Here is a 14002-nt window from a genome sequence, read left to right as displayed (position 1 = left end):
CTATTCCTCTCTTTCGACAGCACCGAATGCCTGTCCGGAACGTGCCTCAAACATGTTTTTTTTCGATTGCTGCCCCGAAGTGTCGATGGAGAAACTCGACCTGCGTGCGTAACACGTCGGCGAAACCTGCCCCGCCTTCGTAGACGTCATAGTGACCACCAGCGCTGCGGAACAATTCAGCCCGCGGAGCCTTGCGTGCAACCTTGAGCGCAGCCGGCACTGGCGCAATCGAGTCTGACTCCGGAACGACGAGCAGGAAGGGAACGCGCACTGACGCGGCACGGCGCACGGGGCGGCGCCACGAGAAACTCAGCAATGACCGCGCGGCCACCCGGTTATGCCATGGCGTCCCATCCTTCGGCATCATGAGCCTTTCCCCGAACACGCCGTCAGGTGTGGCACCGATGGACAGTTCCCCGGGTTTGCCGTGACCGGGAATGTAGATCGGCTGGCGGCCCACCAGGGCGCCGAGTACATCGAGCAGCGCCAACCCGAACAGCCGAACGCCAAGTTTGGGCGGGGCCATGATTGCTGCGGCCAAGCCGTCCGTGAGTGGCGCCTGAGTGATTGCACCTGCCAGGCGAGTGTCCGAAGCAGCCAGTTCGACGACATGCATACCGGCAAACGATGTGCCCCAGATAATGACCTTGCGCGGATCGATGTAGGGCTAGTCGGCGGCCCAGCCGATGACCGTTGTATAATCCTCGCGCTGGCGCGGAACAGAGAGTACTTCCCGCGGCTGCCCATCGGAGCCACCGAAGTTGCGGTAGTCGAAGGCGATGGCGACAAATCCCTCCTCGCGAAAACGCTCGGCGAACGGGGCCAGCCCGCATGCCTTGATCGCGCCGATGCCGTGGGCCATTACCACCACGGGATGAGGGCCAGTGCCTCCTGGCAGGTAGACCCACGCCTCGATCTCGTCACCCGACGCGGTCGGAATTCGGACAGTGATGCGCTCGGGAGCGTTGTGGGTGAGGCTTGTCATGATCGTTACCTTCCAGTCATTACGATTGGCGCCAACTGTGCTGCAACAGCACGCGACGCTGCGCCTGCTTCGATATGGCGACTCTCTCGTCATCCTGGTGACGCCGGGAGGTCTTTACACACCGTTTCGCGATACTTGCCGCCACTACGGCGTGCCAATTGCAAAAGCAGCACCACAAGGCCCAGGGCCGAAACCAATGCGCCCGCGAGGCCGGTGTACGAAATACCCAGCGTGGCGAGCGTCGCGCCGCCTACCCACGAGCCCAGCGCGATACCGCAGTTGAACCCCGCGATGTTCAGCCCGGCGGCTACACCGTGGGCGTGCGGCGCATGCAACTCGGCAACGCCGATCAGGCGGGCTTGCAGGGCCGGCACTGCGGCGAAGGTAAACATGCCTAGCAGCCCGACAAGGATGCCCATCGCAATCGTCGAGGACGCGAAACCCCACATTCCCAAAGTGATCAACGCAATGCCGGCGATCAAGGCTACGCTTGTGCGGTTTACCCCGAACCGATCGCTCAGTGCGCCACCAATCACGTTGCCGGTTGCGGCGAGCACGCCATAGACGAGCATGAAAACGCCGACGGTGTGGCTGCTGACCTGTGTCACTTGGGTGAGTAACGGGGCGATGTAGGTATAGGCAGTGAACGAGCCAGCATAGCCGAGGACGGTCACAAGGGCCGCGAACAGCAGAACTGGGTTAAAGATCGCTTTAAAGGCTTGCCCCACGTCGCCGGCACCTTCCCGACACTGAGCCTCCGTTGGCTCCTTCATGCCCAGCAGCAGCCCAAGGAAGCCCAATGCCCCGAATGCCCCGATTGCGCCAAGCACCGGGCGCCAGGAGATCACGCCACCCAGGTAGGTGCTGACGGGTACACCTATCGCCATGGCAAGGGTGAAGCCGCCAAACACCACCGCCACCGCGCTGCCTGCCTTCTTCGGGCCGGCAAGGCGCGCCGCCGTGCTGGAAGCCACCGCCAGGAACAGGCCGTGCCCCATGCCTGCCACAAAGCGCGCAATCAGCAGGGTAGAAAGGTTCGTCGCAAAGGCAGCAGCCACGCTACCGACGGTGAAGACCAGCGCAGTCATCAGCATGACCCGCTTTCGCGACCACCCTGCCGTCAGGGCCGTCAGGAACGGGGCGGCGAAAGTTGCACCCAGTGCATAGGCGGTCACAGCGCTACCGACCTGATTGACATCGATATTCAGGTTGTGGGCCATGACGTCAGTCAGGCCGATGGGGACGAATTCTGCAAGGCCCAGTGCGAATGCGCTGAGTGAAAAGATGTAAACAACAAATGGCATGACGTATCTCTCGAACGGCAGGTGGTCGGAGCAGGTCCGACGGATACGAAATCCTAGAGAATTGCTTGAAATTGAAAAAATTATTATTCTTTGGCCTTCGGATAAATATTTTTATGGCTAGAGTCGACGCTATTCTCTGTCGTGAGAGCGTGACAGCCAGGACGCGATGACCTCATGAGCCATCTGGATCACCTTCGTACGTTCATTGAGGCCTATCGGCTGCAGTCGTTTACCCGCGCGGCAGAGGCGCTGGGTATTACTCAGCCGGCGGCATCCCAGCACATCCAGGCACTGGAGGCGTTTGTCGGCAAGCCCCTGTTCGTGCGGCGCGCCCGGGGCGTTACAGCGACAGAGGCGGCCGATGAATTGGCGCGCGCGATTGGGCCGATGCTCGACGGCTTGCAAATGCGGTTGGCCTCCTACCGCCTGGGGAGCGAGGGAGGCGGCACCGTGCATATCGCCGGGCCCTCCGACTTCATCAATGCGAAGGTCGCTGCGGGGCTGGCACCATTGATGGCTCAAGGTTTCCGGATCCGCCTGCACACCGGCAACCGGGAACGTATCTACAGCCTGCTTCATGCCTCGACGGCCGACCTGGCGATCACCGCTTCCATGCCAGATGAGCATTCGCACGGATTCGCCAGGCTGCTCACCGAGCGGTTTCTGCTGGTGCTCGCGCCGCAGATTGCCAGCATGCTTGGCAAACGCCCGACCGCGGAACAGTTGGCGAGTGTTCCGCTCATCGCTTATGACGAGGACCTGCCACTGATCCGGCCGGTGTGGACAGCCATGTTCCAGTTTGCGCCCACACTGCAGGCGGCGCTGACCGTCCCGGATCTTCGCATCATCCAGGACCTGGTCATCAAGGGACATGGCTGGAGCGTGCTGCCTGACTACCAATGCAACGAGGCGCGGGAGTCGGGACGACTGGTTTCGATCACCCCGGAGAAGACCGCGCCCACCAACAATCTGTACCTGGTGTGGAACAAGGCCTCGATGCGCAATCCGCGCATCGTGCATATACGCGATTTCATCCTTGGGCTTTTTAACGAGAGCGCCAGTGCGCAGGCTTCTGACGGGGCGCTTTCAGGCTAGCTATTCGACCCTGGCAGCAGAAGTCGCGAGGCTCCTGCTTGATTAACTCAAGCCGACTACCGATAGGGCATTTCTGAACAGGATTACGTCATCGTGCAGGGCTAGCGAGACTCCATGTTCACGCGCTATATCGCTTGGTAAATAATTGAGATCTGGCTGTGTAGCAATGTCTGCCTCTGGCCGGTAGCTACCAGCCGCGAACGGCAGCTATCGCCAAAACCCAACCTGTCAGGTGAGTCGCAAAAAGGAAGGTTTACATCGCCATGGACATTCAACTGATCAAGCAACGCCTGGCCCGCCCTGCAGTGAAGTTCGTTGCTGGCGGCTTTCGTCCCTCTGGCACCGATGAAGAAAGCTGGCTGGGCAATGTCTTTGTGTTCCGACCTGATGAAGGCGTGCCGACTAATCAGGCGGGGCAGCCATTGCTTCCCTATGCGCAATTTTTTCTGCCCGCCATGCCCTTCAGCAGCCCGCTGCTGGAAGGGGTTCGTGTGCTGACGGTGTTTATTTCAAATCCGCTTCCAGAGCCCTTTGAGCCGATGGGGAACAACTGGGTTGTCCGCGAATATGCGGCGGATGATGTATTGGTTCGCAAGGCGCTGCCGGTGGACGGTTCGTTTCTCAAAGCCTTCCCGCTCAAAGCGCAAGCGGTGCCGGAAGACTTTCCACTGTGGGATGGCGGCGGTGTGCCGGCCGACATTGAGCAAGCCATACTTACGCTGGAACGGGCGGGCGAGATACCCAGCTATTACGACCTGGTCACTCACACCTACGAACACAAGATCGGCGGTTACCCCTCGTTCTGCCAGTCGGGTGTTGATCCGGGTGAAGGCTTCGAGTTTGTGTTCCAGATTTCGTCCGACGCAAAGATCAATCTGAACGTGGTCCACAGCGGGAGCCTGATGTTCTGGAAGCACATCGAAACCGGTGAATGGGCACTTTATTATGATTTTTACTAAGGTTCTGCGAGCGCTTAATGACTGACTACCGTGGATTGATGCTCGACGACACCCGCGAAGGCGCCTCCGAGCAGGCCATCTCGCAACTGGAGGCGCTGCTCGGTGCCCGCCTGCCGGACGATTACCGGCAGTTTCTCAAGGTGTGCAACGGTGGCACCGTGGATTACGACGTGCTGGCCACTATGAGTAATGGCGATAATGAGTTGCTGAGCTTTTCGCTGTATGGGCTGCAGCCCGGCGAAGGCTATGAATCCAACCCTTATGAACTGGAGCAACTGCGCAAGCAACCTGACTTCCCCACTACGGGGGTGTTGCCGATCGGCCGCGATGGCGGTGCGAGCCTGTTGCTGCTTGACCTGCGCGAGGGCCGTCAGGACGTGGGCGCGATGGTCGCAGGTTTACCCGCATGGACGGGGCGTCGCCAGCAAGGCGATGAGTATGTGGTGTTGGCGGACAGCTTCAATGCCTACCTGGACATGCTGCACCTGTCGCAGGAGCGGATTGCCGAGCATATCAATCACTTTGTCATCAGCGCGGATACGATCGAGGCGACAGTGGCGTGGCTGGATCAAGGCAGCCCGGGTTGGCGCGAGCGCTATCGGGCCCTCTGGAATGCACGGGTTGTGGACAGGCCAATCTGATACAAGCGTGCGGGCGCTTTGAATCCTCTATCAAAGCGCTGCGCATGGAGCTTATTGAAGAAAGTCGTTCAGCGCGGCCTGATGATTGCCGGCATCGAACAGGGCAAATGGAAGTGCTGTGATGGGTGAAAATGCTCGTCGAGCTTATTGAACAGGTTTGTTACCTGCAGATGCCCTGATGATTGATGAGTGTGAAGTCAAACTTGAACAGTGCGGGCGCGGTTCACATCCTGAACGCACGGGATTGCTACCGAGCGCCAACACTACTGAACGGGCCAACTATTTTTCTGGCCATCACGGACATCTATAACAGTGAGACGGTATGAATAATCAACTCGCCATTTTGATCAGCGACTACCAGGCAAGTGTCGGCGTCGCGGTGGCCATGATGCAGCGGTCTGGCATCCCGCTGCCCGCGACGAATGTGGATTGGGTGGTAAATGACGTTCCTCAGCACGGCGAGCTTGAAGGCGGCGTTCGTTACTTCAAGCACGGCTACGGCTGCGCGGTCAGCCTCCCCACAGGCACGGTGGACTTCGACTTTGGGGCCCACGGTGAGATCGATGGTTTCGACGTGTGGCGACTTGCTGATTTTGCCGGTGACAAGTTGTCGGCGTACGGTTTTGCTGATGAAGATGCACTCAAAAAGTGCTTTGAGGCAGAGGTGGCAGCCGGTGCTCTTACGTATTGCGGTTACATCCTTTACTACTTGGCGGATGCCACCTGACAACTCGTGTCGACACAGTCCGTTCGAAGTTCTCAGACCAAGCGCCGGTCGACGCAAGGCCGGCTTCACCTGGCCCGCTGCGGGTGGTTCTACGCCGCTGATAACCTTGCAGTGCGAGGGTCAGCTTCAGTTAAAGGCCACTGGGCGGGCAAATACGTTCAATTACCCACCCGCCTCATGACTCAGAGAACGACTGATTGATCAGAGGACAACAGCTTCCTGACTTCGGCAATGATCAAATCGATATCGAAGGGCTTTGGCAGCACAACATCAAACAAGTCCGATCGCTGCATGCCAATGTGCGCCTGAGCACCGCTCATCAAAATGATCGGTAAATGACTGCCTGCGGGAAGGGCGCGGACAGCGGTGGCGAACTCCTGGCCGTCCATGACCGGCATCATGAAGTCGGTGATGATCAGGGCAGGGCGTTCTCTGTCCAGCACCTCGAGTGCTTTTCGACCATTGCTGGCCGTTACCACCATGAACCCCTCATCCTCCAGCGCAAAGCTGAGAATATCAGCGATCAAATACTCGTCGTCGACGACCAGAATGGTGGTCATGTTAGTTCAACCCACTCGAAAGCTTAAGAAATTGAACCAGGTGATGACTCAGTGATGACTGAAGGTTCATGACTTGAAGCCTTTCTCAGAAAAACATTTTGATCTTGGATGACGACCTCGAATCGAGAGGGGTCATAAGCGCTATCTCGTACCTTAAGAATGGATAACGTCCTGCTTAGTTCATCGCGATTCTCAGAGAACCGCATCAGCATCAGGTTATCGACGATGCTGGACAGGTCGGAACTGGGTGCGCTGACCTCGGAGCCAAACAAATCGCGCATTTCCCAGGATGCAAAAACCGTAACGCCCCTGGACCGCAACTCGTTCATCAGCGCACTGAAGAAGTCGGTAATGCGCGCCGGGTTGGTCGAGACTCGCGTCATGCCACTGAGGCTGTCGATGAACAGGCGCTTGATGCCCTTTTCCTCAACGATGCTCAGCAATCGTGCTCCCAGCCCATCCAGCAGGCCTTCGGTGGTTGGCTGCCAGGCAATGCTCAGCGCGCCGCTGTCTTCCATGGCTTTGATATCGATACCCAGTGACTGGCCTTTGAGCCGCAACCGTTGTGGGCTCTCGTAGAAGCCAAAATGCAGCCCTGGCATATCCACCGTCGACTCGGACAGAAATTTCAGACCCAGGGTCGTTTTACCGATCCCGGAGGGCCCTATGACCAGAGACACACTGGAACTGTAAAGGCCTCCGCCCAATATGCCGTCCAGTGATCCAACGCCACTGGCGATGCGCGTCATGTCAGCGCTGTCCGGGGCGGACGGGTGGCTGTAAAGACTTTCGAGGCGAGGGTAAACCACCAAGCCATGGTCGGTGATTTCGCACTCATGAAGACCGGTCATTGCTCCGCTGCCGCGGGTTTTACGCAGTTGGATGCGACGTGCCGAGCGAGTGCCATACAGCTCTTCGCCCATCTCGATGACGCCATCTACCATGGTGTGCTCAGGGCTTCCGTCATCAAGTCGGGAGCTGGTAAGAAACAGCACCGTGCAACCGGCGAAAGCGGCGTGCCCTTGCAGTTCTGAAATGAATTTTTTCGTGTCTATGGGCGAATCGGCTTTAGAGCGCGCGTTGAGCAGCCCGTCTACTACCATCACGGTGGCTTTTTGGCGGCTTATCTCACGCCGAAGCAGCTTGACTACTTCATCCAGCCCGTCGTTTTCCAGCGTGTCAAAGGCGCTGACAAATTGAATTTCGGCACCGACTTTGGATGAATCAAAAAAGCTCAACGTAGAAAGAAATTGAAAAAGACGGTCATGTGACTCTGCCAGCAGCGTGGCGACCAGAACCCGGCCCCCATTATTCGCATGATGGAACCCCAGCTGGTTGGCAAGGATCGTTTTTCCAGACCCTGGGCGTCCTTGAATAATATATGAAGCACCCTCGACCAATCCGCCCTTGAGCAGAGCATCGAGCCCTTCTATTCCGCTTTGAAGGCGTTTTAGCTTTTCCACAATGCGACCCTGATCCGAAAAACAATCTGTTTAAACCAAGCTACTGGGTGGAATGCTACTCCATTTCGGCTCGGGAGCCATTAGGGTTAAATGGAAAGTTGTCGCGCAAGTCGCCGTTGTTATGTCGCAAGAACCCCTCACGAGTGGCAACTTATGGCCCATAGCAGACTAAGCAGCGCGCTACGTTTCAGCGGCTTTGTCAGACTAAGCCAGCCCTCGAATCGAACTTGGGTCATTATTGGCCACAACACGTCAACGGGCTGATCAAACGCTACGCACGTGCGCGCTTGCACAGCCTTCACGCGCGTAACCGCAGCCCAAACGAAAAAAACCACCCATACCGCAGCTGCAAAGCCACGATAGGGATGGTTCCACCCATTACTCCAAGAACGCTTCAGCCTTTTACCTCAAATGCCACCCACCAACTTGCCCCCCTCCATGCGTCGCTTATACGCACTGTCGCGACTCGCCAACCAGAAATACAACGGCGACGTCACCACCAGCCCCACCGCCCAGGACAAATCCGCGCCATTGATGTGTTCGGAAATCGGCCCTACATACAGCGGCGTATTCATAAACGGAATCTGCACTGCAATCCCGATGGCATACGCCAGCAGCGCCTGTGGGTTGTACTTGCCGTAAATCCCGCCATCCACGCGGAAGATCGAGGCAATATCGTATTTGCCTTTGTGAATCGCATAGAAATCGATCAGGTTGATCGCCGTCCACGGCACCAGTACCACCAGCAGCACCAGCACCATGTCGACAAAGTGGCCGATAAAGTCTTTGGAGGCGAACACCGCCGCAATCGCGCAGGCAGCGAGGACGAGAATCGAGATCACCGCACGGCTTTTGGCGGTAGGAATCCAGCGATACGCAAAGGTCTGCACCAAAGTGATGATCGACAGCACCGCGCCGTAGAGGTTAAGGGCGTTGTGGCTGATCACGCTGAGCAAAAACAGCACCAGCATCAGTGGGCCGATGGCGCCGGTGGCGAGTTTGACGGCGTCCATGGTGTCCATGCCGACCGGGGTGGCGAGCACGGCGACGGCGCCGAAGATGAAGGCCAGGCTGGAGCCAAGGACAGAGCCCAGGTAGGTGGTCCAGAACGTCGACGCCACGCGGACGTCGGCCGGCAGGTAGCGCGAATAATCCGACACGTAAGGTGCGAAGGCGATTTGCCACAGCGCCGCGAGGGACACGGTGGCCAGCCAGCCGGAAATGTTGAAGCTGCCGCGGGTCAGAAAATCCGAGGTCTGCACATGGGTGAAGATATAGCCGAAGCCCAGCACGATGCCGGCGCCGAGCACCCAGGTGCCGATGCGGTTTAGCACGTGGATGAAGCGGTAGCCGATGATGCCGATGATCCCGGAACCGATGGCGCCGATGACGATGCCGACCGGCACGGGCACGCTGTCGACCACGCCGTGCAGGGATTTACCGGCCAGCACGATGTTGGAGGCGAAGAAACCGATGTACATGACGCCGGCAATCACCACCACCAGCAGGGCGCCGAGGGAGCCGAACTGGGCGCGGCTCTGGATCATTTGCGGGATGCCCATTTGCGGGCCTTGGGCTGAGTGCAACGCCATCAGCACGCCGCCGACCAGGTGGCCGACGAGGATGGCGACGATGCCCCACACCAGGTTCAAGTGGAACAGTTGCACACCCAACGCGCCGGTGACGATGGGCAGCGGTGCGATGTTGCCGCCGAACCACAGGGTGAACAGGTCTCTTACCTTTCCGTGGCGATCTTCCGGGGGCACGTATCCAATCGTGTGTTTTTCGATAAGCGGGGCGGAGGATGTTGCAGTGGTAACCATGACGAGCTCCAAGGCAAGGTGAGTACGTTGACGTACTTCGCTGTGCGACGCGTGGGCGACGCTTTGTTGTTGGAGTGATCATCTGCAATGGGCGCAGGGAGGTAAATTAGTAAGTTTGTTGCTATAGACCTTAAAAAAAGTATCTCGCCGGATTTTTTGCTCCGGTATGTTGCAGGGGCTTGAATCAGTGTGAAAAAGCCGATTTTCGCGCACTTGTTTGGGGCGAAGTCCCACGTTTCCGGAGGTCCCGATGGCTGCCTATAACCTGCGCCAGCTCAGATATTTTGTTACCACGGCCGAGTGCGGCAGCGTCGCCGAGGCCTCGCGCAAGCTGTATATCGCGCAGCCGTCGGTCTCCACCGCGATCAAGCAACTGGAAGACAGCTTTGGCGTGCAGTTGTTTATCCGCCATCACGCTCAGGGCGTTTCACTCACGCCCAGCGGCGCACGGTTTTATCGCAAGGCGCTGGAGCTGTTGCGGGTGGCCCATGAGTTCGAGCAGAACGCCTTGGCCGACAACGATGTGGTGGCGGGGCAGATCGATATTGGCTGCTTCGAAACGGTGGCGCCGTTGTACCTGCCACGCTTGATTGCGGGCTTCAAGGCGCTGTGGCCGGGCGTGGAAATCCGTATTCGTGATGGCGAGCAGCAAGAACTGGTGCAGGCGCTGACGGCGGGCAGTATCGATGTGGCGATGCTGTTCGAGCATGACCTGGGCGGCACGATTGAAACCACGCCGCTGATGCCGCCGCAACAGCCGTATGCCTTGCTGCCGGCGGATCACCGTTTTGCGCAGCAGGCCAGGGTGTCGCTGGCGGACCTGGTGCTGGAGCCCATGATCTTGCTGGATGTGCTGCCGAGCCGCACCTACTTCGTGAGCATCTTTGAAGAGCGCGGGCTGACGCCCAATATCGTGTTCAGCTCGCCGTCGATCGAGATGGTGCGGGGCATGGTGGGCAGGGGGTTCGGGTTTTCGATCCTGGTGACCAAGCCGTTTACCGAATACACCTACGATGGCCAGAAGGTGGTGTGTGTACCGTTGGCAGAGACGGTGACCGGCTCAGGGCTATCGGCAGTCTGGCTGCGTCGCGCGCCGCTGACCAAGCCGGTGCAACTGTTCGTCGACCACTGCCGCGAAGAGCTCGCGCGGCTGCTGGGTTAGCACGGCGACATTTCTGCGCCCAGGCGCGCGACCAATTGTGCCAGGGTCGGCGCGCCCCGGTGGCCGCCAAACACTTCGCATTTGATCGCGGCGGCAACGCTCGCGGCGCGCACGCGCTCGGCCAGCGTCCAGCCATGCGCCAGGCCGTACGCATAGGTGCCATGCCAGACATCCCCGGCGTTGAGCGTGTCGATTGCGCGAATGCGGAGTGTCGTAAAGTGTTGGACCGCAGTGCTCGCCGCTTCGCGCTGCCAGATCAGCGAGCCGCGTTCGCCCAGGGTGACGCCGATCACCTTGGCTTCGCAGCGCGACGCCAGGGCCAACAAAGCCTCTTCGGGCGGGACGTTGCCAGCCAGCAACTGCAAGGCCGGTTCGGAAAACAGCACATGATCTGCCAGGGGGATCAGCGCGTTAAGGTCTTCCACGGCGGCGACGTCGGCATCCAGCAGGGTCGGCACGCCCAGCCGCCGGGCGGCGCTGAAGGCTGCGTGAGCCCCTTGCAGCCAGCGCATGTCGGCCATTACCGCCGCCGCGCCAGCGATGTCGTCGAGGGGCAGCCAGGCGGCGTCGGCTTCCAGTGTGGGGTCGATGAACGGCACGACGAGCCGCTCGCCGTCACGGTCCACCAGGATGGTCGAGAACGGCGTGCGTCCGCCAGGCACCTGGCGAATCCATGCGGTGCAGACGCCGGACTGGCTCAGGTCATCGATGAGCATTGTGCCGGTGGCGTCGTCGCCGATACGCGCCCACAGGGCAACCGGGCCACCCAGGCGCGCAATGCTTACCGCTGCGGCGGTGGCCATGCCTGACGCGGCCTGGACCGCCTGGCGGGGGAGAATCTTGGTGCCGCGTGACGGGATGTGATCCACGCTGAAGATGGTGTCCCACAGCGCGCAACCCACGCAGATGACACGGTTATCCGCCATGGCGCGGTTCTCCCGGCAGTGTCGCCTGCGGGGTATCGAGCGCGCGGATTCTGGCGCGAAAGTGTTCGGTACCCGCGACGATTTTATCGAGCACGGCGTCCAGGGCCCAATGGCGTTCGCGCACGTCGTAGTCGATCACCCGGCAACGTATGGACGCGAAGGTGCCGATCCGCTGGTGGTAGATTTTTGCCAGGGCCGGGTAGCCCATGCCTTCTGTGGTGGCCGCCAGCACCAGAAAGGTCGCGAGCTCTTGCGCCAGTGGCGGGTGTTGTGCGCCATGCAGGCGCAGCCACTGATACAGGTCGGGGTGGAAGTTGGTAAACACACCATTGAAGCCTGCGGCCCCGGCTTGCAGGGCGTCCCAGGCGATCGCCGCATTGGCGTTGAGAATGCGCAGCGACGAGCCCTGCGCCAAGGCAACGCGCCGCTTGACCACTTGCAGGTCGCAGCTCACGTCCTTGAGCATGATAAAGCGCTGGCTGTCGATGCAGGCCTGCAGCTCCTCGTCACTGAGCAAACGCCGGTAGGGCGCCGGGCACTCGTAGAGGCCCAAGGGCACGTCAACGGGCAGGCGTTCGAGCAGGGTGTGCAGGTTATCGAGAAACACCTTGCTGCCCTGGCGTCGCGGGTCAAGGTGGTTGGTCACCAGCACCACGGCGTCGGCGCCACTGGCGGCCATCGCATTAAGCTCGTGCACTTGGATCTCGAGGCAGTCGCTGATATGGCCGGACACCGCCACCGGCACCCGCCCGGCCACTCGCTCAACCACATGCCGGGCAAGTTGCGTGCGCTCGTCGAGGCTCAGCCATTGCATCTCACTGGACTGCGCCACTGCGAACAACGCGTCGCAGCCAAGGCCCAGGTACCACTCGATCAAGCGGTCGACGCCGGGGAAGTCGATGTGGCCAGTCTCGTCAAAGGGCGTGAGCATCACCGGCACAATGCCTTCGATGACAGGTTGGGCAGGGCGGGGCACAGCGGCGTCCTCTGGATGAATGTTCATGGGTGAGCCGCCACGGCGGTGACCGCGCAGGCGGGCGGGGTGTCGGGGATGGGGTGGCGTACCAGGAACAGGTACGACAGGGCGCCGATCATGGCGATGGCGGCGCCGGTCAGCAGTGCGGGCACGAACGACCAGGTCTGGGCGATGTAGCCGGTCATGATCGGCGCGAGTGCGCCGCCCAGGAAGCCGCCGAAGTTCTGGATCGCCCCCAGTGAAGCCACGCGATTGGCCGGCGCGACGGCGGTGGCCAAAGACCAGGCGCACGCCGAGGACGCGTTGGCCAAAAAGATCACCACGCAAATGCAGGCCACGGCGATGACATTGCTCTCTACCAGCGCGGCCGGGATGGTGAAAATCACCATGCCCACCATCGCGACGACCATCGCGTTGCGGCGTCCCAGCACCGCGGTTTCGCTGCGCCTGGTGATGCGGTCGGACACCCAGCCGGCGACCAGCGCGCCGATAAACCCGCAGAGGAACGGAATCGCAGCAGCCACGCCGCTCATCTCCAGGCTCATGTGCCGGGCGCTGCGCAGGTAGCCGGGCAGCCAGGTCAGGTAAACCCAGTTCAAGTACACCGAACCCATGAAGCCGAGCATCATGCCCCAGGTTGTCGCGTGGCAGAACAGTGCGCGCCAGTCAGCGAACGTGACCTTGGGAGTGGTGACGTGGGGTTCATCGCTGTACAGGTAGCGACGTTCTTCCTCGGTGAGCGTGTCCTTGACCGGGTCGCGATAGACCACCAGCCAGACCACCGCGACCAACAGCCCGGCGGCGCCGGTGAGGTAGAACGCCCAACGCCAGTCGAGTGCCGCGATCAGCGCCGAGAGGCACAGCGGGGCCAGCGCGATACCCAGCGGCGAGGCTGAATTGAAGATGCCGGTGGGCGTGCCGCGTGAGCGCAGTGGAAACCAGTTGCTCACCACCCGCGCGGCAGACGGGAATTGCGGCGACTCGCCGATCCCCAGTAGCACGCGGGCGAGCAAGAACCAGCCAAAGCTCGACATCAGGCCGCCAGCCGCCTGGGCCAGGGACCACAGCACCAGGCCGCCGCCCAGCAACCAGCGTGGCCCGATGCGGTCCACCAGGGCGCCGACGGGCAGTTGGCAAAGCGCATAGCTCCAGGAAAAAGCCGAGAGCAGGATGCCCATTTCGCCCAGCGACAGATCAAGGTCGGCGCGCACGAATTCATTGGCAACGGCCAGCGTGCCGCGGTCCAGGTAGTTGATGATGCCGCTGAGCACCAGCAGGCTGAGGGCAAGGGTTTGCTGGCGCCGAATGCGCGGTGGCGCAATCGGGTGTGCAGGTGTCTGACTCATGATGGATGTCTCTTTTTATTGTTTTTGACAGCGTG

Annotated in this window: 14 protein-coding genes; 5 read left to right on the top strand and 9 right to left on the bottom strand. The window is 60.3% G+C overall.

Translation table 11 applies throughout. From position 1 onward, the window contains the following. Window positions 1–46 precede the first annotated feature (46 nt). From AACV02_RS29830 to AACV02_RS29820, 3 genes are all read right to left on the bottom strand, one after another. Window positions 47–616 carry an alpha/beta fold hydrolase gene (locus tag AACV02_RS29830; RefSeq protein WP_218568275.1) on the bottom strand — a complete coding sequence of 190 codons (570 nt, stop codon included), beginning with the start codon at window positions 614–616 and terminating at the stop codon, window positions 47–49. A 51-nt stretch (window positions 617–667) separates the two neighbouring features. Continuing rightward, window positions 668–985, bottom strand: coding sequence for an alpha/beta hydrolase (locus tag AACV02_RS29825; RefSeq protein WP_218568274.1), 318 nt, complete (start codon window positions 983–985; stop codon window positions 668–670). Between the two features lie 89 nt (window positions 986–1074). After that, window positions 1075–2289, bottom strand: a complete 1215-nt coding sequence (locus tag AACV02_RS29820) for an MFS transporter (protein ID WP_119735409.1) — start codon at window positions 2287–2289, stop codon at window positions 1075–1077. Between the two features lie 174 nt (window positions 2290–2463). On the opposite strand from AACV02_RS29820, the gene AACV02_RS29815 reads away from it, so the two are divergent. The 4 genes from AACV02_RS29815 (at window position 2464) to AACV02_RS29800 (ending at window position 5711) form a co-directional block, all read left to right on the top strand. Continuing rightward, a complete protein-coding gene (locus tag AACV02_RS29815; RefSeq protein WP_119735408.1) occupies window positions 2464–3384 on the top strand; it encodes a LysR family transcriptional regulator in 921 nt (306 codons plus the stop codon). A 263-nt stretch (window positions 3385–3647) separates the two neighbouring features. Continuing rightward, a complete protein-coding gene (locus AACV02_RS29810) occupies window positions 3648–4343 on the top strand; it encodes a DUF1963 domain-containing protein (RefSeq protein WP_119735407.1) in 696 nt (231 codons plus the stop codon). 17 nt (window positions 4344–4360) lie between these two features. After that, window positions 4361–4984, top strand: a complete 624-nt coding sequence (locus AACV02_RS29805; protein WP_119735406.1) for an SMI1/KNR4 family protein — start codon at window positions 4361–4363, stop codon at window positions 4982–4984. Window positions 4985–5306: 322 nt separating this feature from the next. Further along, window positions 5307–5711, top strand: a complete 405-nt coding sequence (locus AACV02_RS29800; protein WP_119735405.1) for a DUF6896 domain-containing protein — start codon at window positions 5307–5309, stop codon at window positions 5709–5711. A 182-nt stretch (window positions 5712–5893) separates the two neighbouring features. Here AACV02_RS29800 and AACV02_RS29795 read toward each other — a convergent pair whose 3' ends face one another. The 3 genes from AACV02_RS29795 to AACV02_RS29785 all read right to left on the bottom strand — a co-directional run bounded on the left by AACV02_RS29795 (window position 5894) and on the right by AACV02_RS29785 (window position 9557). After that, on the bottom strand, window positions 5894–6271 hold the full coding sequence (locus AACV02_RS29795; RefSeq protein WP_119735404.1) for a response regulator: 378 nt from the start codon (window positions 6269–6271) through the stop codon (window positions 5894–5896). 23 nt (window positions 6272–6294) lie between these two features. After that, window positions 6295–7734 carry an ATPase domain-containing protein gene (locus tag AACV02_RS29790; RefSeq protein ID WP_119735403.1) on the bottom strand — a complete coding sequence of 480 codons (1440 nt, stop codon included), beginning with the start codon at window positions 7732–7734 and terminating at the stop codon, window positions 6295–6297. Between the two features lie 407 nt (window positions 7735–8141). Continuing rightward, window positions 8142–9557 (bottom strand): purine-cytosine permease family protein, encoded by a 1416-nt coding sequence (locus AACV02_RS29785; protein ID WP_119735402.1) that lies wholly within the window; start codon window positions 9555–9557, stop codon window positions 8142–8144. A 250-nt stretch (window positions 9558–9807) separates the two neighbouring features. On the opposite strand from AACV02_RS29785, the gene AACV02_RS29780 reads away from it, so the two are divergent. After that, window positions 9808–10719 (top strand): LysR substrate-binding domain-containing protein, encoded by a 912-nt coding sequence (locus AACV02_RS29780; RefSeq protein ID WP_119735401.1) that lies wholly within the window; start codon window positions 9808–9810, stop codon window positions 10717–10719. Here AACV02_RS29780 and AACV02_RS29775 read toward each other — a convergent pair. Genes AACV02_RS29775 through AACV02_RS29765 form a run of 3 tightly spaced genes read right to left on the bottom strand, consistent with a single transcriptional unit; the run spans window position 10716 to window position 13967 of the window. Next, complete coding sequence (locus AACV02_RS29775) at window positions 10716–11645, bottom strand: PfkB family carbohydrate kinase (protein WP_119735400.1); 930 nt, start codon at window positions 11643–11645, stop codon at window positions 10716–10718. The genes AACV02_RS29780 and AACV02_RS29775 overlap by 4 nt on opposite strands. Then, complete coding sequence (locus AACV02_RS29770; protein WP_119735399.1) at window positions 11635–12648, bottom strand: dihydrodipicolinate synthase family protein; 1014 nt, start codon at window positions 12646–12648, stop codon at window positions 11635–11637. Before AACV02_RS29770 ends, AACV02_RS29775 begins: the two co-directional genes overlap by 11 nt. Then, window positions 12645–13967 (bottom strand): MFS transporter, encoded by a 1323-nt coding sequence (locus tag AACV02_RS29765; RefSeq protein WP_119735398.1) that lies wholly within the window; start codon window positions 13965–13967, stop codon window positions 12645–12647. The genes AACV02_RS29770 and AACV02_RS29765 overlap by 4 nt, the downstream gene beginning before the upstream one ends. Between the last annotated feature and the right edge of the window lie 35 nt (window positions 13968–14002).

Origin of the sequence: Pseudomonas sp. Larv2_ips, assembly GCF_963879675.1 — a bacterium.
Classification (GTDB): Bacteria; Pseudomonadota; Gammaproteobacteria; order Pseudomonadales; family Pseudomonadaceae; genus Aquipseudomonas.
Note: the sequence above shows the minus strand (reverse complement) of the source record. Positions and strands in the feature narration are given on the sequence as shown.

Bases quoted from the DNA above. Each gene is read 5' to 3' on its own strand.
- AACV02_RS29830 (WP_218568275.1), bottom strand. From the start codon at position 616: ATGCATGTCGTCGAACTGGCTGCTTCGGACACTCGCCTGGCAGGTGCA.
- AACV02_RS29825 (WP_218568274.1), bottom strand. From the start codon at position 985: ATGACAAGCCTCACCCACAACGCTCCCGAGCGCATCACTGTCCGAATT.
- AACV02_RS29820 (WP_119735409.1), bottom strand. From the start codon at position 2,289: ATGCCATTTGTTGTTTACATCTTTTCACTCAGCGCATTCGCACTGGGC.
- AACV02_RS29815 (WP_119735408.1), top strand. From the start codon at position 2,464: ATGAGCCATCTGGATCACCTTCGTACGTTCATTGAGGCCTATCGGCTG.
- AACV02_RS29810 (WP_119735407.1), top strand. From the start codon at position 3,648: ATGGACATTCAACTGATCAAGCAACGCCTGGCCCGCCCTGCAGTGAAG.
- AACV02_RS29805 (WP_119735406.1), top strand. From the start codon at position 4,361: ATGACTGACTACCGTGGATTGATGCTCGACGACACCCGCGAAGGCGCC.
- AACV02_RS29800 (WP_119735405.1), top strand. From the start codon at position 5,307: ATGAATAATCAACTCGCCATTTTGATCAGCGACTACCAGGCAAGTGTC.
- AACV02_RS29795 (WP_119735404.1), bottom strand. From the start codon at position 6,271: ATGACCACCATTCTGGTCGTCGACGACGAGTATTTGATCGCTGATATT.
- AACV02_RS29785 (WP_119735402.1), bottom strand. From the start codon at position 9,557: ATGGTTACCACTGCAACATCCTCCGCCCCGCTTATCGAAAAACACACG.
- AACV02_RS29780 (WP_119735401.1), top strand. From the start codon at position 9,808: ATGGCTGCCTATAACCTGCGCCAGCTCAGATATTTTGTTACCACGGCC.
- AACV02_RS29775 (WP_119735400.1), bottom strand. From the start codon at position 11,645: ATGGCGGATAACCGTGTCATCTGCGTGGGTTGCGCGCTGTGGGACACC.
- AACV02_RS29770 (WP_119735399.1), bottom strand. From the start codon at position 12,648: ATGAACATTCATCCAGAGGACGCCGCTGTGCCCCGCCCTGCCCAACCT.
- AACV02_RS29765 (WP_119735398.1), bottom strand. From the start codon at position 13,967: ATGAGTCAGACACCTGCACACCCGATTGCGCCACCGCGCATTCGGCGC.